Source organism: Afipia sp. GW822-FHT03D08 (assembly GCF_058801645.1).
The window spans coordinates 89,410-105,392 of sequence record NZ_JBXANK010000004.1; the positions used below are offsets into that span (position 1 = coordinate 89,410).

The following is a 15,983-nucleotide window of genomic DNA, read 5'->3' on the forward strand; positions in this document are numbered from 1 at the left end:
GCACCTCACGCGACCTTTCGTGTCGAGCGGGCATCGTCCGCAGCGACGCGACATTCGAGCGAAAGCAACGCCTGTTCGACCTCATCAAGTCGCGTCGGGCGATTGTTCTCGGGCATGCCCTCGTTCGTCGCCAGATCGATCAAGTACTCGGTGTAAGCCCAGTTCATTAGAATCGATCGTTTGGCCTCTAGCGACAGCGCCGCGTCCGCCAAGACATCCATCGGCGATGCCCATGTTTCCGGACCCGCAGGATCGTTCCGATTCGCGGCGTCCTCCATAGCCTGTCCGTACTTTCGCTGCAGGTGCGATAACCCAAGCTTCGCCAGCGTCGCGTCGGAGAAGGGATGGCTTATGTGCGCCCCTGGTGTGCTCGTATGCCGGGGGGCCTGCCGCCCTCTCTCGATGACATAGGACAAGCCTTGCCGCTCCGCGTAATGAACCGCTGATTTCAGAGTCGGAAAGCTGAGCTCGACCTGAGTCAGTGTATCCTCACTGCCCGTCCAGCCCATGAGGGGCTCGATGAAAGGCGCGCTCCGCGGCTCGAAGCGGAGCTTCCAGCCCTTCGTGCGAGCCGTACCCGACGTCATCACCGAGCGGGACGGCTTGTAGATGTGCGCGACCGCGTCTTCGGGGAACAACGAGCGCCCCATCGATAGTGGCGACGCGCGGTTGTCGTTAGAGAACTGTGACCGCGTCGGTGCAACCGATCCAGTATTCAAGGTGTGTCTGATATTCTCCGTCATTGCTATCCCTCCCAATTTGGCGAAGGATCTCGTCGGTGGCGGCCCGCTGGCCCGCCACCGACGCGATATACGTTAGCTCTTGATCGCGATACGCTTCACCTGCGACTGGGCCTTGGCGCTCTTGGGGAGCACGATGCTCAGCACACCGTTCTTGAAGCGCGCGTCGATCTTGTCCTCCTCGACCTCAACCCCGAGGGGGATGCGGCGCTCGAAACGTCCATAAAAGCGTTCGGAGAACTGCTTCTCCTTGTCCTCGGTCTCGGAACGCTTCTCGCCTTTCAGTGTCAGCACGCCGTCATCAATCAGAACCTCGACGTCCTTCTCCTCGAGGCCAGGGATTTCGGCCGTCACTTTGATCTCCTTGTCAGTTTCGGAGATTTCGACGCTTGGCCAACTGCCGGCGAACGACGAGAGCGAACCAAACGCGGGCAGCCGGCTGTCGAAGCCCCGAAACACGTCGTCGAACAGGCGGTTCACCTCGCGATGCAACGAAAGGAACGGATTGCGATCCTCGTCGCGATAAACAGAAGGGGTCTGATTGTTATTGCGACCCCACGGAATAAGGTCACGGACACTCATGATTGTTCTCCTTTCTCTTAGCTGGTTTGCAAAGTTCTGCCGTTGGCGCCGGACGTACCGTCCAGCGCCGTGAAGAAACCAACTCTGGCAGAAGCTTTAGGCGGCTAGTTTGTGAGGTTCGGGCTGATCGCGGTTACCCTTCGCCATCCCGTCAGTGGTCGCGATCGCAATGCGGCGCGGCTTCATTTCCTCGGGGATTTCGCGCTGCAGGCTGATCGTCAGCAGACCATTGACTAGGCTCGCGCCTGCGACCTTCACGTGGTCAGCAAGCTCGAAGCGGCGCTGGAAAGACCTAGCCGCAATGCCTCGGTGCAGATATCGTCCGCTCTGGTCCTCGCCGGACTTCTGCCCTGCAACGATGAGCATGTTCTGCTCCTGCGTGACGGTCAGCTCGTCTTCGGTGAATCCAGCCACCGCCATCTCGATGCGATAATCGTCGTCACCTGTCTTGACGATGTCGTAGGGCGGCCAAGCATCGATTGTCGCGAAGCGACCGGCATTTTCGAGACTGTTAAGAATTCGGTCGAAGCCGACGCTCGACCGATACAGCGGAGATAGATCAAACGCAGTGCTCATAGCCACATTCTCCCTTTGAGCAACATGGATATAAGATCGATTCCAGGTCGATGAGGCGATTCAGCCACTCGATCCTGCCGGCCCCGACAGTGGCAGCCGGCGTTCGGTGATTTAGTTCAACCCCTTACCGGTTCAAGAGGTACGGTCACTTTTCTGACACCTACTATTACCCGATCAGGCCGCCAGCCGCTCCACCCATCCGCGGAGCGCCTGCGCATCTGTCAGGCCCGCCTGACGCGCCACGACTTTGCCTTCCCGAAAGGCCACCAAAGCCGGAATCCCCTGGATGCTATATCGCGCCGCAGCCTGGGGGTTTTCGTCAACATTCACCTTGGCGAACCGAACCCTGGGCTCTATCGATTTCGTAGTCTGTGCATAGATTGGCCCCATCGCACGGCATGGGCCGCACCAGGGAGCCCAGAAATCTACCACAATCGGAATGTCTGAATTCGCGACGTGCCTCTCCAATCGCTCGGAACTTAGATCGATTGGAAGGCCCTGGAATAACTTGGCGTGGCAACGCCCACACTTTGCGGCCTCGGCTGGCCGATCGGTCGGTACGGCGTTTATACTGTCGCAGTTCGGGCATACGACCCGGCGTTTCTCCGTCATCTTCGGTCTCCTTGTACAAGACGTCTTGCCATCACATCTGGTCAGAAATTGCGTTGTTTCCTCGGGCTGCTTCATTGGCATGTGCCGTCGACCGCACTTATATCGATGTCGTGGTGCCGGCGGACAACCACGGCACATCGTCAACCAACGGAAAGGATCTAATTGAAGAGGTTTAGCTATGGACAGCCACACTGGTCAGTTGAATGTCCGGCCGAGCCGTATTGAGCAGCTAGAAGCCGATTTCGCCGCACTCGCACCGAAGTTACCGGACGGCGCCGAAAGGAAGGCGCTTTCGCTGCTCCACGGGATGGTTCAGGAGCTCTGGCGAGTCCAGACGTTAGGCAGCGGGAACCAATCCCGGTCGGGACCCACCATCGAGGACATTGTCGACCTCCATGAGCACGCACCCGCGATGGAAGGCGACGCACGCAACACCCCGCTCGCCGTGGGAGAACAAGCGCCCGACTTCGCGCTCCCTGATGCAAATGGTCGGATCGTGCGCTTGTCCGATTATAGAGGGCGTCGCGTCGTTCTCGCCTTCTATCCGCTCGACTGGAGCCCAGGCTGCAGTCGCCAGCTTGATCTCTATCAGCACGAGCTCGATGAGTTCGGCAAGCGTGGCGCCGATGTGGTCGGCATTTCCGTCGACAGTCTGTACAGCCACGGGGCCTGGGCGTCTGTGCGCGGCTTGACCTTCCCGCTGCTGGCCGACTTCAATCCGAAAGGGGATGTTGCCCGGCGATATAAGGTCTGGCGCGAGGCTGAGGGATTTTCTGAACGAGCCCTATACGTCGTCGATGAGAATGGGGTTATTCGCCACTCTCAAGTGTCACCGAAACTCCAGCACGTGCCGGACATCTACGAGCTGTTCGAGGCGCTGGATCGGCTGGCAACCCCCAAGGCAGCTTGAGGAGGATGCACCATGTATGCGTCGGCGTACTCTCCAGTTCGTAGGCGGCCACAGACCGCAGATGTAGCGGTTTACGGCAGCAGATGGTGCGGCATCACCATGATGGTGCGCCGGCATCTCGATCGCGCCGGAGTACCTTATCGATTCATCGACTGGGAGGCCTATCCAGAAGCAAGAACCCAGCTCGAATGGATCGCGGGTGGCCGGATCGGAAGCCCGACGGTCACGATCGGGGGCCAGGTCCTCGTCCAACCATCGTTGCGTGAACTCGATTCGGCCTTGAGCCGGGCCGGATACCGTTGAACGCGTTCCATCAAGCAGACCGGCGGCCGAGATCAAAGTCTCGGCTGCTCGGGTCGCGCGTTGCGCGCATCGGAGATGGGCGTGAATCGAAACGCAGGCGGCGCCAGCGATTTGTCGCCATCGGGCAGAAACAGACGTCACGCGCACCACGGCGCTTCAAGGACGACGACCGCGCTTCAGGTGCTCCCGCGTCTCGTGTTCCCGGATCTCCTGTGCGGTCTCGAGGCAGGCGAGCAGTTCCACATAGCTGGGCGTGGCACCCAGCGAGCTAAGGCTGACGCAACTGGAGCGATCCCGCGCGTCGAATTTCGACCATGATGCCTTCAGACTGTTGAGTGCCTCACGCTCGCGTTCGATGCATGGCTGCCGGTAGTCGGGTTCGTGAAGAAGCTCCGCGATCCCCCGACAGAAGCGTTCGGCGCTATAACTTGGTACGGACCCTCCCGTCAGAACCACAAGGGACACAGCGGCTCCTTGGAGCACAGACAGCATGATACTTCACCAGCAGATGGCGCGACGTCTGTTAAAACGCGCCGACGTGAACTCGTGTGAGATCTCGTGCCCAACACACAGGTAATTCTTCTCTTTGATACGATACGGACGCCTCATGTTGACGCAGACAGTTCTCAACATCGTTTTCATCTCGCATATGAGCGTTGCCACAGCATTTCCGTGGTTTGCTCTGCAGAGCGTTTTCCTTCGGAGGTCTTTCTTGAGCCCGGAGGCGATCTGGGGCAGAGCCGACCCGGGGGCGCAACGCAATGTCTTTCCGGACGCAGGGTAAGCGCTCCGGCGGCGCCAGATCGCGCTGGTGGACCAGCAGCACTCTCTTTGCCCTCGACATCAGCCATCGGCCTGCTCCTTGGCCACCGATACCCGCGCCGGTCGGAGAAGACGTCCGCCAATAGTAAAACCGTCCTCCAGGACGTTCGTTACCGTTCCTGGCGGATGCGACTGATCGGCCGATTCCATAAGGGCTTCATGAATGGTTGGATCGAAACGCGTCCCTAGAGCCGAAATCTTTTTGATTCCAAAGCGCTCAAGCGTTTGGAGAAAGAGCCGTAAGGTGGTGGCCACGCCCTCCGTCAACGCATCGGCGGGCTCGCTTGGTGCGGCCGTCTTTGCATCGATTACGCGTTGGAGATTGTCTACGACAGGCAGCAGCTCTCGCGCGAACTCCGCAACCGCAAACTTGCGCGTCTCCTCAGCCTCTCGCTCAGCCCGTCGCCGAACGTTTTCAGCTTCTGCTAGTGCTCGCAGCAATCGATCTCGAAGTGCGGCGTTCTCAGCTAGCAACGTTGCAGCGTCTATAGCGTCAGTGGCGACAAGCTCATCTTCCTTGCTGTGTGGCGATGACATGCTAGCTCCCGATGCACCCGTCTTGGACCTGCGCGGCGGTCGCCTCCTCTGCCGGCCGCCCATCCGGTAGTTTGCCCGTGACGAAAGGGGGCCGCCCTGACGACCGTCAATTCTCACACGCCTGCGTGCTTCTGAGGGATGCCCCTTTAGAAGGAGCAATGTCCTTCCGCACCGGGGGGACCGGAGACCCAATCATGTTGGACTGGCTTCCTGCTTGTCGACTTCATCTTTCCGATCCTGATCGCGAACAAGCCAATACACGGAACCAAGCGCGACGATCGCTGCAGCCAGAGAAAACACGTGGGCCGCCGTGGTTGCGGAAATATCGAGTATTATAAACTTCCGAATGACGGCCAGCATCGCGATCAGGACTACGGTACGGACCTGCACCACGCTCTGCTGACGTCGGACCATTATTAAGATCGAGTGTTTAAATTCCAGCGCGATGATAACCGTCAGAATCATTCCGAAGACGGTTTGGAAAACGGTGGGATCGGTCGGATCAAAACTCGATAATATGAGGGTGAACAGCACTTTCGCCGCGAGATGCCAAACTGCCGAAGCGATCACGACAATGATCAACCCGGTCAGGATCAAGACGACGACTTGCTCGAATCTCTCGTAGGTGCTCGCTAAGCGCCATCCCGCGGTATTTATATCGAACCTTTCAAGCAGTTTCATAGCTTATCCCGTGCCATAGGTTTGATGTAGATCAGGCGTTCAATCGGAAGCCTCGCGACGCGGCTCGTTCCTTATTGATCGCTCTGGCCCCTTAAGCTGAATCGGGCGCTGGCTGCGCATCTCTGAAAGGATGCGGTGCTGCAGATCAGCCTGCTGTATCCCAATTGCTCCGCATAATTCGCGCAACGTCTTTCGCAACCCATGCATCTGGTCGATCAGGTCAAGTATGATCGCGACGCCTTCTTCATTTACGCCAAGGTCGCCCCGAAGGTCCTGTATCAGCTGAGCACGCGAAACATCGATCTCAGAGAAAGCCGGTCCTGTCCCCGTCCGTCGGGGGCGCAACCATCCTTCTGCGACCCACGCTTCGACTACGTCCTGACTAAGTTGCACCCGCACCAGAAACTCATTGAACTCCAGCATTCATCCTCCCATCCCGTTTCGCGGGTCCTGGGCCTTGCCGACGGCCCATCCCCGCACGAACTGCTCGAGCTCTGCGTCCGGCTTGTCGGGCAGTACGACTTTGAGTTTGACATATTCGTCGCCGCGCGAGCCGTCGTGGCGCGAAACGCCCTTCCCGCGTAAGCGCAAGATGGTGCCCGTATTGGAGCCCTTCGGGACGCTCATTGTCACGGCTCCAGTAGCGGTCGGGACCGAGATTTTTCCGCCTAGCACGGCCTCGGTTAGCGAAATCGGGAGCTCCAAGTGGATGTCGTCTCCGTGTCGCGTGAAGAAGGGATGGGGCTTGACGAGGATCTCGATGAAGGCGTCGCCGGGCGGCCCCCCGCCGACACCAGGGTTCCCTTTGCCCGCGAGCCTTAGCATTTGACCTTCCCGGGCGCCTGGCGGAACGCTCACATCGATAGTTGAGCCATCTGCTAGAGTGACACGGCGGACCGTTCCGTTGACCGCTTCAAGGAATTCCACTGGAAGGCGATAGCGCGCGTCCTCGCCACGCATTTTCAGGTTAAACCGTCCACCCCGACCGAAGATGGTGGAGAAAACGTCGCTATCGTCGCTGAAATCGGAGAAGCCCTCCGCCGTCGCGTAAGGATGGTCCCCGGCGGCCGCCCCCGCATAATCGCGATAGTAGCGCTGCCGCGGACGTTCCTGGCCGGAGGCATCGATCTCGCCGCGATCGAAACGCGCACGCTTCTCGGGATCACTCAGGAGGTCGTAGGCAGCAGATGCTGCCTTGAACTGCTCCTCGGCCTGCTTGTTGCCGGGATTGAGATCCGGATGAAGCTTCTTCGCGAGCTTGCGATAAGCCTTTTGGATCTCGTCCTGGCTGGCGTTCTTCCCGACACCCAGCACTCTGTACGGATCTTCGTTCAATCCAACACTCCATGAAGCGTCAGTCAGGTCTGAATATCGCCTTAGGATATAAGTGGCCTAGCGATTAACGCGAGACCGGTCCCCGACCAGGTGATGTGGCGATGGCTGCTTCCGAAGATCCCGCCTCGCCGATTCACACGGCCGAGGCAATGACGGTCGTCAGTTCATCGCGGAATTAAACGCGGCACAATATTGAAAGCCCACCCCGCTTTCGGAGAATGCCCGGGAATTCAGAGGGAGAGCTCCACGCGGACTTGCGTGTCCCAGCGACATCATCGTCGCTATGGATTGCAGCCCCTGCATTGCGCCGATGAATTCCAGGTCATGCTTTGGGATCCGGGAGGTCGAGCCGTGCCCGTTGCACACCGGCGCTCGCGTCGTGACTTTAGCGTTCTTGGCAAGGGTTGCCGCTGAAAACAGGAGATCTTGAATGGCCGTGCATCAACTTTCGAAAAGCGAATGGCAGTCGTACTGCAATCGCGTGTCAAAGGGATTGGAGGGAAAGCGTGCGCAGATCGAGGTCGCCGCATTGACGCTCGGTGACCAGATCGCGACAAAATGGGTGCCAATCTTTGGTATTACCTACGACCCTAAAGACGACATTCTCGAAGTCGCCGTCGAGGGCCTCGATCACCTCATCCGTAAGCCGCGCAGTGTGACCGTTGACGAGGGGCCGACCGGCCTTACAAGCGTGGAGGTCGTTGACGGCGAGGGGCAAAAGCAAATCGTCAAACTCACGGAACCGCTTATGCTCCCGCCACCGGCGCGGTGATGTAAGGTGGGAGTGGACGCCGACATTTGATCTCCGGCGCGGTCACCGACCGCGCCGTGCTCGAGGGCACCGTCCGATGAGAATGCCGCGCCGCCGCTGGCCGCGTGGCGACGACGCGGAGAAGCGTCAAATGTCATTGCCCGACTTGGCGAACGGCTGTGGAATAGGGGATCGGCATCCACGCATAGCCAGCCCCGGAATGGACCATATGCCCTAGTCCGGGGAAGGAGATGTGCGGGCCTGCAATTAATTCGTGCGTGCTGGCGAGCTCACCCAGGGTAGCCGCTCTGGTCTTCGCCGCCAGTTTCTCGTCCGCGTCGAAGTCGATAGTGATATCGGGTCGGCGCAGCTGGATCTCGGCCACGTGGATGATGTCACCAATCACCCGCATACGCTGCCCGCGGCTCTCGATCTCATAGAAGCTATGGCCCGGGGTATGACCGGGCGCGGCTATGGCGCGGATGCCCGGAAACAAAGTAGTCGGCGCGGTGAAGGTCCGGAGGCGGCCAGCTGCCTGATACGGAGTCAGCGCCGCACGGCCCTCCTCAAACATTTTCTGATGGCTTGCCTTTGCGCGGGCCTTTGCAGCATCGCTCAGCCAGTAGTCGAGTTCGCTCTTCGCCAGATAGATGTCGGCATTTGGGAAGACCCGGCGACCATCCAGCGTGAGGCCCCCTGAATGATCTCCATGGACATGCGTGAGCAGAACGGCGTCGATCACCTCCGGCCCGTAGCCGGCCGCCCTCAGCGTCGCGGGGAGGCGGCCGCAGCAGTCGCCGAAGAGACGCCCCGCGCCCGCTTCGATCAAGATGCGACGGTCGCCGGTATCGATCAGATAGCTGTTGATCGAGGTCTCGCGATCAATCGGCTCGCCGGCTCGCCGGAACATCTCTGACAGCTTGGCCCGATCTGCGCCATGCAGTAGGTCGCCGAACGGCACCGCGGTGGTGCCATCGTTGAGAACCGTAACTTTGAAATCGCCGAGCATCACTCGGTAGAACGCGGGTGCCTGCGTGACCGACTGCTCCTCTATGGCGACAGGCCGTTCCTGGGCTGGAGCGGCTAGGGGCAGCAGGGAAGCCGAGACAGCTGCCATCAAGATCGAAAGTAACTTCATCTCGCATCTCCTTTTATCGTCAGACGCCGAACCCAAGTGGCGCAGCATCTTGCGCGCGAAGAGATGTGCCCATACCTCCTTCCGAAGAAGTACGTACCCGGAGGTAAGTATGGAAAAAATCTCTGCTTTCCGTGAACTCCGCTGCGATGTGTTCCTTGCCGATTGTCCGGCAAGGAAGGTGCTTACTTTGCTAGCGGAAAAATGGACGCTGCTCGTCGTGCACGCGCTCAGTGAACGCACCTACCGCACCGCAGAACTGCGCCGGCGCATCGGCGGTATTTCAGAAAAGATGCTCGTTCAGGCGCTACGCCGTCTCCAGCAGTACGGCTTGGTAGAGCGCACCAGCTACTCGGAGGTGCCGCCTCGGGTTGAATATTCGCTCACGCCTTTAGGTTTCTCGCTGAGCAGCGTCATCCGTGAACTCGATCGGTGGGTCGAGACGCATGCCTTCGAGATCGAAGACCGCGTGGACTGCGCAGCTTCATCCGAGTGATCGGCGCCCCGGGACCGCTCGTCGAAACCGGCGCTTCCGCGCTCTCGGACATTTCCAGCACCTGACGCGAAAGGCTCGAGCACCACCATGTATCGGCCAGGCCTGGGAATGCTCCGGTCCTCGGCCATCACGCGCGCCGCATCGGTGACACGATCTCGTAATTTCGGGGTTGACGCGCGCGGAGTCCAGTCAATCCGAGTTCGCGCCGCGGTCGTCCCTTTTTGTGCCTACCAGGACAGCGTGACCCTCAAGCCAAAGCTCGGAAACCCGGCGGGAGGGTAGCCCGAGGCTGGATGCGACCTCCCCGACTGTGAAGCGATGAACATGACGGAAGATCAGCACTTGCCTCGCAAGCGGCGAAAGCCCTGACACGGCGCGATCGAACAGTTCTGGTTCTTCCACTCCGGCGGTGGCGTCGACGGCTACGATATCCTCCCATCGTAACGTCTCGTCCGGCTGATACCACTCCCAGAATGACTCGTCATCGTCGTAGATCGGCTCTGCGGGAGCCGGCGCTTCGAGCGAGACGGAGACCAAGTCGCGCCGTAGGAGCTCCTGCCGAACGATGCGCGTCAGAACGCGGAATTGGAGGCCGAGCAGCCAGGGCCGAATATCGAGCGAATGGGGCCGACGATTGCGATCACGCCATGCGCGAAGAAGCGTTTCGCCCACCAACTCCTCGGCGGAGATCTCATCTTGCCTGATGTCGCCGATTGCACAATGATACCGAAGATCGCGCCGCGCGGCAGCAAGCAGTTCCTCAAGGTGCGGATTTAGTAGTCGCTGAAAAGCGTCCCGATCACCGTGCAGGCTTGCTTGCCACAGGGACGCAGCGGATCCTGCACATTCTTCCGAGGTGTCGCGAATTGAACCTGAAGCAGGGGTGATATCGTTGGCGGAAGACATCTCAATCTAACCCTACACTGGTGTACTGTTTTCTCCATGCTGGTCCCAATTATGGGCCCAGAGACACGTAGTTTCCGCTGGCTAGCGTTCAAGTGCCTCTTGTTTGTAAGTGGCGACACCAGATCCGGACAGCCTCTAACAGGGCGTGATCAAGGGGTACATCGACTACCCCGCGAGCGAAGTCGCCGCGATCGCGTGATCGAGGCGGTGGCGATCTGCGCCACTGATGAGACGGGGCGATCGCGATTATCCACGGTTTCTCCCCAACGATCGTGATCGCCCGCTTGCCGATGCGTCCGGCACCAGCAGCACCAGCTTGAAGTCGTGACGTTCCGTTGAGCTGAAGCTGTGCTGATCGAAGCTGAGGCGCCCACGCTTTGGATGATCGAAGGTTCGCGTTCCGCCGATCCGGTGCTGAACGTCCTGATCGTTCCACAGCCGCGCAAAGAGCGGGCTCTCCGCCTTGAGCCCCTCGATGAACTGCTTGACGCGGGGATCGCGAAAATTGTGGCCGAAATCGGCGCGGAATTCCGCCAGAAGCCGGCGCGCGCGATCCTGCCATTGCGGAATCAGCGAGCGGGCTTTGTCCTCGATGAAGATGAACCGCAGCAGGTTGCGCTGATGGTCGGCATCGAGCCAGCCGCAGAACAGACTGGCGGCGGATTCGTTCCAGCAACAGGCGTTCCACAGGCGATCGAGACCATAGGCCGGGTGCGAGAAGGTCTTGACCGCAGCGACCAGCGACGCCGGCGCCGCTTCGGCGAGACCGGCAGAATCATCGGGATCGACCCGGTCGGCGAGCTCGAACAGATAGGCGCGCTCCGCCCGCGTCAGCGACATGGCCTCTGCCAGCCGCCCCAGTGTCTCGGGCGAGGCTTGTACCGGACGTCCTTGCTCGATCCAGGCGCACCAGGTGATGCTGATGCCGGCGAGCGCGGCAAGCTCTTCGCGCCGCAAGCCCGGCGTCCGGCGCCGGCCGGCCGCAACGGGAGGCCTGATGCGCTCGCGATGGGCGCGCACGAAATCGCCGAGAAGGCGGCGCTGGTCGAATCCAAGCATGGCGAGAATGAAGCATGGGCATGCTGAGGACCAAACTTTGCAGGAAATGCCCATGGCAAACCATCATGACAGCGTCGTCGAGGCCCAGTTCGGGCCACGCGCCAAGGCCTATGTCGAGAGTGCCGTTCACGCGCAGGGCGCCGATCTCGAGGCGCTCGACGCCATCCTCGCGCGGCACCGTCCCAAACATGCGCTCGACCTCGGCACGGGGGGCGGCCATGTCTCCTACCTGATGGCGCGCCACGCGGCGCGGGTTACTGCCGTGGACCTCTCGCGCGAGATGCTGGCCGCGGTGGCTGCCACAGCACGCGAGAAGGGTCTTTCCAACATCGAGACGGCCGAGGCGCCGGCCGAGCGACTGCTCTTCCCCGATGCTGCCTTCGACTTCCTGGCCTACCGCTATTCGGCGCATCACTGGCAGGATTTCGACGGCGGCCTGCGACAGGCTCGCCGCGTGCTGAAGCTGGACGCTCCGGCCATCTTCATCGACGCCTGCTCGCCCGGGCCCGCGCTGTTCGACACCCATCTCCAGGCCGTCGAGTTGCTGCGCGACACCTCGCATGTGCGCGACTACAGCGTGAGCGAATGGATGGCGGCGCTGCATCGTGTCGGTTTCACCGTTACTTCGTCACGAAGCTGGCAGTTGCGGATGGACTTCCCGGTCTGGACGGCGCGGATGCGGACCCCTTCAGACAACGTCAAGGCGATCCGGGCGCTTCAGGCAGCGGCATCGAGCGAAACGAAGGCGCATTTCGCGATCGAGCCGGACGGCTCATTCCTGCTCGACATCACGATGATCGAAGCTGCGGCAGCCTGACGATCATGACCACATCCGCCGCTAAATTCGACCGCACGCGCGCCGGCGAATATGGCGAGCAAAGCCGTATCGCGCTCGCCGGCTACGACGCCTGCCATGAGCTTGCCGCCTGTCTCCTGTCGGCGGATCTCGGCGAGAGCCTGGACCGACGGATCCTGGTCGTCGGCGCGGGCGGAACGGCGCAGGAGATCCTCGTCGCCGGCAAGCTTCGGCCGAGCTGGCGCTTCCTTGCGGTCGATCCCTCGCCGCCGATGCTGACCGGGGCCATTGCATCCGTCGAGGCCGCCGGTCTTAGCCACCTGACGACCTGGCACTCCGGCTATGTCGACGAACTGCCGGAAGACAACCGCTTCGATGCTGTGACCGTTATCGGCGTTCTCCATCATCTTCGAGGACGCGAAGCGAAGCTTGCTCTGCTGCGCGCGGTCGCGGCGCGGCTTCACCCCGGCGGTACGCTCATTCTGGCGTGCAATCGCGGCGCCTATGCCGAAAACCCGCCCTTCCTGAAGGCCTGGGGCGAGCGCTGGCGAATGGCGGGCGCTTCACCGGAAGAGGTCGAGGCGAAACGCGGCAAGATCCTGCAGGGCGCCGATCCGCCCGAGTCGGACGCCGCCGTCGAAAGCCTTCTCGGCGAGACCGGCTTCGAGCAACCGCGGCTTTTCTTCTCGAGCCTGTTCTGGGGAGCATGGATCGCGAGGCTTAGCGCATGAGCGAACGAGACGAGCCAGAAGCTGTGGCGCCTAACTCATGATCTTCGACGAGCACGGCGAGCAGATCCAGGGCGAGGCTTTCTACGGGGCGGAGCTTCCATAGTCTCCCGTCTCATCTCGTCCGGCACCGCCACCAGTGAACGTCTCGCAGATCTCGTCGCCAATTTTGGACCTTGCCGCGGCGCCAGGCGCGAGAACATGGTAGCCTCGTGCCGTTCGACGTTTCTGGATAACTACGTCATCCGCTGTGGTTTCGTCGACTGAGCCTGGGCCCCCTCGCTGGCTTCGATCTCACGAATGACTTGCTCTTGTTCGGCACGCAGCTGCGCGAGCGCATCGCTCTGAAGTAGCGTCTGCGACAGGCGGTCGGCCGGATGTTGCGCGAGCGATGCTGCTGCCTCGCGCGCCGCCGCCGCTTCCCGCGTCTCCTGCGCTGCTGACTTCTGCGCGCCGGCGACGATCGCCCGCTCGGCGCGGAGCTCGCGCTGGGACGTCGGGTCGATGCCGGCCGTGGCTTCCTCCCGACCCTCAGCGGCAATCGCGCGATCTGCCAATCTCGCGGCCGCGCCGGCCTCACGCTCTTCACGCTGCTGAATTCCGCTCGCCCGCTCGATGAGCCTGTCGGCATTGGCACCGGCGATCGCCTCGACCTCGGCGCGCGTCATCTGCTGGATGCCGTGTTCTGAAGCTCGCTGCAGGTCGACGCGGTTTGCGAGCGTCTCGAGATATCGCGAAGAGGCCTCGCGAAATTGCTGTTTCGTCTCGCCGTCCAGCAGGTCGCTCGTTCGCGATACCGCGTCGTTCATGAGGCGCAGATCCTTTGCCATCTGCTCCGATGTCACTGCCATGGTCGGGTTCTCCGTCGTCAGCTGCTCCACGCGTTTCCCGATCGTCTGCACGATAGACCCGACCGTCTGGGCCATAAGCAGGCGCTCGAGCATGTCCTTTGCTTGCGCGTTCGCCGGCTGCTCGGTTACAACCGTCCGCCAGGCCTGAACGCCCTCGTTCACGAACTTCAGGTCCTGCGCCCTCACGGGTAGGCGAATTGGATTTGTCCGCGCAACCGCGATCCGCTGCCGGGCATTGTCGATAAGCCGCCGATTGGCTGGATCCGCGGCATAGGCGCGATCGCTTGCCTCTCGTGTCGGCCGCGGCCGATCCGCCGCTTCTACGATCGCCTTGTCCTTGGGGCCGTAGCTTTGCGACGACGCGCGCTCGCGCGCGGATGTCGCGACGATCTTGAGACCTTCCGCCTGCGCATGCTGGGCATAGACCTGGCGCCATTCGCTGAAGGTCTCTCGGCCCGGATGCAGCTTCTGCCCGGACTCGCTTTTGACCGCGACGACGGCGTGGACGTGGACATGGCCGTCGGCCTCCTTGTCGGTGTGCACGCCGAACATGAACTTGTGATCAGCAAAACGATCTTGCAAGAACGCGCGGGCAGCCCGCGTCAGCGCGCCAACGTCCGTCCCGGCCTTCGCCGACACGATCAGATGCATGGTATCACGCGAGGATTGCGAGCGTAGCGTGGCTCCCCATTCTCGCGCCGCGGTCCTGGTCTCGGCGACATTGGCGATCGCACGGCCACGATCGTCGATCGCAGGCCCCTTCTCGATCAGCTTGTTCAGCCGATAGGTAACGCCGTCGCGGCCATGGCTCGTGGCGCCCGGAGCGATGGCGATTGCGTCCGGCGCCAGGCCGGTGGCTACCGTTATCCGCTCCTTCGCGCGCGCTTCCGACGCCAGATCGAGCCGCTTCCGGGTGAAACCCCTGCCCTCTTCTCCGACGCGCTCTTCCCGAACACGGAAGCGCTCCTTGCCCGCTCCAGCCATTGCTGTGACGATGCGCGCTTCGAGCTCGCCCTTCTGCGTGACGTCGAGGCGATAAGCATACCGGTGGCCTTCGAATCCCGCCGCGATCGCCTTCTCGTAGGTTTCCCTGCCCTCGCGCGTGTCGGCGACCCCCTGCAGGGACAAGCGCACGGCGCCGACGTCGTGGCTCTCGGCCCGCTTGGCGAAGTTGGTCGACCAGGCATTGATCTCGTCGGCGACGGCTTGGCGATCCGTGAGGATCCGCCCGTCATACGTTTCGAGCGCGACATCCTCACGCTGAACATACTGGCCGGTCGCCGTCGCGCGGGCGACTCCACGGGCATAGGACACCACCTTGATCACAGCGGGCTGGTAGCCGGCCGCCAGCTGACGAGCCCGGCCGACCGCCTCGCCCTGCCCCGCCGCGCGCGCGCCTCCCCCGCCAGGACCGCCGCCTCCCGCCACCTGATCGGGTTTCGAGCCCGACGGTGCCGACGACCCTCCTCCGCCTCCACCACCGCCGGCCGACGTCGGCAGGAGCCGCGTCCGCTCCTCATCCCGGCCGCCGGTGATCGTCGTCCCGCGGATGATCTCCTGCGCGGTAGGCGCCTTGGGAAGCGGCGCCACGCGACCGCGACGGGCGCGTAACTCGTCGTCGAGACCAAGCGATCGCCGGCGCCGCGTCTCGCCGGCATCACTGACTGCGCGACGCGCGGCCTCGACCAACTCAACCCACCAAGCGATCTGCGCGTCCCGGTTCATCGCTGCTCCCGTCCAGAGAGCTCGGCCGGCAACGAGAGCCGGGCCTCGCGCCGCAGCTTGGACCCATAGGCGATCGTGATTTCAGTGAGCTCGTCGTTGATCGCCGAGACGATCTCGTGCAGGCCGCGCCACACCGGCTCGGTGTCTTCGATCCGGACCGCCTGGCCGCGATGGATGGCCTTGAGGACCTGCGAGAGGTTTCGGCCGACCATGCGGACCTGGCTCGCGAGCTGGACGACGGCGCGCGTATTCTCGGCCGACAGGGCAGGACCCGCCTGCACCGATGCGCGGATCAACCGGCGCACGACCTCGGCCTTGGGCAATCCGAACAGCGCGACGGCTTCCTGGAGCCGCTGCTCATCGAGCTCCGACAGCTCGGTCCGAAGCCTCGGCTTGCGTCGCGGTGCCTTCTCGGAGCGGGCCATCGGCTCTCCCCTT

19 protein-coding genes are annotated in these 15,983 nt (G+C 61.9%); 6 read left to right on the forward strand and 13 right to left on the reverse strand.

Annotation, left to right across the window (positions count from 1 at the left end):
* Nucleotides 1–5: 5 nt before the first annotated feature.
* From AC1RM7_RS23270 to trxC, 4 genes are all read right to left on the reverse strand, one after another.
* A complete protein-coding gene (locus tag AC1RM7_RS23270; RefSeq protein WP_393986266.1) occupies nucleotides 6–743 on the reverse strand; it encodes an ETC complex I subunit in 738 nt (245 codons plus the stop codon).
* A gap of 72 nt (nucleotides 744–815) precedes the next feature.
* Nucleotides 816–1,322 carry an Hsp20/alpha crystallin family protein gene (locus tag AC1RM7_RS23275; RefSeq protein ID WP_393986267.1) on the reverse strand — a complete coding sequence of 169 codons (507 nt, stop codon included), beginning with the start codon at nucleotides 1,320–1,322 and terminating at the stop codon, nucleotides 816–818.
* Between the two features lie 96 nt (nucleotides 1,323–1,418).
* Complete coding sequence (locus AC1RM7_RS23280) at nucleotides 1,419–1,898, reverse strand: Hsp20 family protein (RefSeq protein ID WP_393986268.1); 480 nt, start codon at nucleotides 1,896–1,898, stop codon at nucleotides 1,419–1,421.
* Between the two features lie 174 nt (nucleotides 1,899–2,072).
* On the reverse strand, nucleotides 2,073–2,648 hold the full coding sequence (gene trxC, locus AC1RM7_RS23285) for a thioredoxin TrxC (RefSeq protein ID WP_393986297.1): 576 nt from the start codon (nucleotides 2,646–2,648) through the stop codon (nucleotides 2,073–2,075).
* 40 nt (nucleotides 2,649–2,688) lie between these two features.
* Here trxC and AC1RM7_RS23290 point away from each other — a divergent pair, with 40 nt between their 5' ends.
* Both AC1RM7_RS23290 and AC1RM7_RS23295 read left to right on the forward strand, forming a co-directional pair.
* Nucleotides 2,689–3,420 (forward strand): peroxiredoxin, encoded by a 732-nt coding sequence (locus tag AC1RM7_RS23290; protein ID WP_393986269.1) that lies wholly within the window; start codon nucleotides 2,689–2,691, stop codon nucleotides 3,418–3,420.
* Between the two features lie 12 nt (nucleotides 3,421–3,432).
* On the forward strand, nucleotides 3,433–3,723 hold the full coding sequence (locus AC1RM7_RS23295; protein ID WP_393986270.1) for a glutaredoxin family protein: 291 nt from the start codon (nucleotides 3,433–3,435) through the stop codon (nucleotides 3,721–3,723).
* Between the two features lie 843 nt (nucleotides 3,724–4,566).
* On the opposite strand, the gene AC1RM7_RS23300 is transcribed toward AC1RM7_RS23295, so the two are convergent.
* The 4 genes from AC1RM7_RS23300 to AC1RM7_RS23315 form a co-directional block, all read right to left on the reverse strand.
* Nucleotides 4,567–5,082: a nucleotide exchange factor GrpE gene (locus tag AC1RM7_RS23300; RefSeq protein WP_393986271.1), complete on the reverse strand. Its 516-nt coding sequence runs from the start codon at nucleotides 5,080–5,082 to the stop codon at nucleotides 4,567–4,569.
* 192 nt (nucleotides 5,083–5,274) lie between these two features.
* Nucleotides 5,275–5,763 carry a phosphate-starvation-inducible PsiE family protein gene (locus AC1RM7_RS23305; protein WP_006023626.1) on the reverse strand — a complete coding sequence of 163 codons (489 nt, stop codon included), beginning with the start codon at nucleotides 5,761–5,763 and terminating at the stop codon, nucleotides 5,275–5,277.
* Between the two features lie 39 nt (nucleotides 5,764–5,802).
* Nucleotides 5,803–6,186: a chaperone modulator CbpM gene (locus tag AC1RM7_RS23310; RefSeq protein ID WP_137901581.1), complete on the reverse strand. Its 384-nt coding sequence runs from the start codon at nucleotides 6,184–6,186 to the stop codon at nucleotides 5,803–5,805.
* Nucleotides 6,187–7,098 (reverse strand): DnaJ C-terminal domain-containing protein, encoded by a 912-nt coding sequence (locus tag AC1RM7_RS23315; protein ID WP_137901582.1) that lies wholly within the window; start codon nucleotides 7,096–7,098, stop codon nucleotides 6,187–6,189.
* A gap of 430 nt (nucleotides 7,099–7,528) precedes the next feature.
* On the opposite strand from AC1RM7_RS23315, the gene AC1RM7_RS23320 reads away from it, so the two are divergent.
* Nucleotides 7,529–7,870, forward strand: a complete 342-nt coding sequence (locus tag AC1RM7_RS23320; protein ID WP_393986272.1) for a DUF5335 domain-containing protein — start codon at nucleotides 7,529–7,531, stop codon at nucleotides 7,868–7,870.
* 133 nt (nucleotides 7,871–8,003) lie between these two features.
* Here the strand turns inward: AC1RM7_RS23320 and AC1RM7_RS23325 are convergent, their stop codons facing one another.
* Nucleotides 8,004–8,987, reverse strand: a complete 984-nt coding sequence (locus tag AC1RM7_RS23325) for an MBL fold metallo-hydrolase (protein WP_393986273.1) — start codon at nucleotides 8,985–8,987, stop codon at nucleotides 8,004–8,006.
* 109 nt (nucleotides 8,988–9,096) lie between these two features.
* Between AC1RM7_RS23325 and AC1RM7_RS23330 the strand changes: the two genes are divergently transcribed.
* Nucleotides 9,097–9,480: a winged helix-turn-helix transcriptional regulator gene (locus AC1RM7_RS23330; protein ID WP_393986274.1), complete on the forward strand. Its 384-nt coding sequence runs from the start codon at nucleotides 9,097–9,099 to the stop codon at nucleotides 9,478–9,480.
* A gap of 189 nt (nucleotides 9,481–9,669) precedes the next feature.
* On the opposite strand, the gene AC1RM7_RS23335 is transcribed toward AC1RM7_RS23330, so the two are convergent.
* Together AC1RM7_RS23335 and AC1RM7_RS23340 are read right to left on the reverse strand one after the other, a co-directional pair.
* Nucleotides 9,670–10,386 (reverse strand): RNA polymerase sigma factor, encoded by a 717-nt coding sequence (locus AC1RM7_RS23335; protein WP_393986275.1) that lies wholly within the window; start codon nucleotides 10,384–10,386, stop codon nucleotides 9,670–9,672.
* 246 nt (nucleotides 10,387–10,632) lie between these two features.
* Nucleotides 10,633–11,445: a helix-turn-helix transcriptional regulator gene (locus tag AC1RM7_RS23340; protein WP_492839483.1), complete on the reverse strand. Its 813-nt coding sequence runs from the start codon at nucleotides 11,443–11,445 to the stop codon at nucleotides 10,633–10,635.
* Between the two features lie 52 nt (nucleotides 11,446–11,497).
* On the opposite strand from AC1RM7_RS23340, the gene AC1RM7_RS23345 reads away from it, so the two are divergent.
* Both AC1RM7_RS23345 and AC1RM7_RS23350 read left to right on the forward strand, forming a co-directional pair.
* Nucleotides 11,498–12,262, forward strand: a complete 765-nt coding sequence (locus AC1RM7_RS23345) for a class I SAM-dependent methyltransferase (protein ID WP_393986277.1) — start codon at nucleotides 11,498–11,500, stop codon at nucleotides 12,260–12,262.
* Between the two features lie 5 nt (nucleotides 12,263–12,267).
* Complete coding sequence (locus AC1RM7_RS23350; RefSeq protein WP_393986278.1) at nucleotides 12,268–12,972, forward strand: class I SAM-dependent methyltransferase; 705 nt, start codon at nucleotides 12,268–12,270, stop codon at nucleotides 12,970–12,972.
* Between the two features lie 233 nt (nucleotides 12,973–13,205).
* On the opposite strand, the gene AC1RM7_RS23355 is transcribed toward AC1RM7_RS23350, so the two are convergent.
* Nucleotides 13,206–15,545 (reverse strand): relaxase/mobilization nuclease domain-containing protein, encoded by a 2,340-nt coding sequence (locus tag AC1RM7_RS23355; protein ID WP_393986279.1) that lies wholly within the window; start codon nucleotides 15,543–15,545, stop codon nucleotides 13,206–13,208.
* Nucleotides 15,542–15,970 carry a hypothetical protein gene (locus AC1RM7_RS23360; RefSeq protein WP_281807006.1) on the reverse strand — a complete coding sequence of 143 codons (429 nt, stop codon included), beginning with the start codon at nucleotides 15,968–15,970 and terminating at the stop codon, nucleotides 15,542–15,544. The genes AC1RM7_RS23355 and AC1RM7_RS23360 overlap by 4 nt, the downstream gene beginning before the upstream one ends.
* Nucleotides 15,971–15,983: the final 13 nt, after the last annotated feature.

Coding starts and splice junctions, on each gene's coding strand:
- AC1RM7_RS23270 (WP_393986266.1), bottom strand. CDS start 743: ATGACGGAGAATATCAGACACACCTTGAATACTGGATCGGTTGCACCG.
- AC1RM7_RS23275 (WP_393986267.1), bottom strand. CDS start 1,322: ATGAGTGTCCGTGACCTTATTCCGTGGGGTCGCAATAACAATCAGACC.
- AC1RM7_RS23280 (WP_393986268.1), bottom strand. CDS start 1,898: ATGAGCACTGCGTTTGATCTATCTCCGCTGTATCGGTCGAGCGTCGGC.
- trxC (WP_393986297.1), bottom strand. CDS start 2,648: ATGTGCCGTGGTTGTCCGCCGGCACCACGACATCGATATAAGTGCGGT.
- AC1RM7_RS23290 (WP_393986269.1), top strand. CDS start 2,689: ATGGACAGCCACACTGGTCAGTTGAATGTCCGGCCGAGCCGTATTGAG.
- AC1RM7_RS23295 (WP_393986270.1), top strand. CDS start 3,433: ATGTATGCGTCGGCGTACTCTCCAGTTCGTAGGCGGCCACAGACCGCA.
- AC1RM7_RS23300 (WP_393986271.1), bottom strand. CDS start 5,082: ATGTCATCGCCACACAGCAAGGAAGATGAGCTTGTCGCCACTGACGCT.
- AC1RM7_RS23305 (WP_006023626.1), bottom strand. CDS start 5,763: ATGAAACTGCTTGAAAGGTTCGATATAAATACCGCGGGATGGCGCTTA.
- AC1RM7_RS23310 (WP_137901581.1), bottom strand. CDS start 6,186: ATGCTGGAGTTCAATGAGTTTCTGGTGCGGGTGCAACTTAGTCAGGAC.
- AC1RM7_RS23320 (WP_393986272.1), top strand. CDS start 7,529: ATGGCCGTGCATCAACTTTCGAAAAGCGAATGGCAGTCGTACTGCAAT.
- AC1RM7_RS23325 (WP_393986273.1), bottom strand. CDS start 8,987: ATGAAGTTACTTTCGATCTTGATGGCAGCTGTCTCGGCTTCCCTGCTG.
- AC1RM7_RS23330 (WP_393986274.1), top strand. CDS start 9,097: ATGGAAAAAATCTCTGCTTTCCGTGAACTCCGCTGCGATGTGTTCCTT.
- AC1RM7_RS23335 (WP_393986275.1), bottom strand. CDS start 10,386: ATGTCTTCCGCCAACGATATCACCCCTGCTTCAGGTTCAATTCGCGAC.
- AC1RM7_RS23340 (WP_492839483.1), bottom strand. CDS start 11,445: ATGCTTGGATTCGACCAGCGCCGCCTTCTCGGCGATTTCGTGCGCGCC.
- AC1RM7_RS23345 (WP_393986277.1), top strand. CDS start 11,498: ATGGCAAACCATCATGACAGCGTCGTCGAGGCCCAGTTCGGGCCACGC.
- AC1RM7_RS23350 (WP_393986278.1), top strand. CDS start 12,268: ATGACCACATCCGCCGCTAAATTCGACCGCACGCGCGCCGGCGAATAT.
- AC1RM7_RS23355 (WP_393986279.1), bottom strand. CDS start 15,545: ATGAACCGGGACGCGCAGATCGCTTGGTGGGTTGAGTTGGTCGAGGCC.
- AC1RM7_RS23360 (WP_281807006.1), bottom strand. CDS start 15,970: ATGGCCCGCTCCGAGAAGGCACCGCGACGCAAGCCGAGGCTTCGGACC.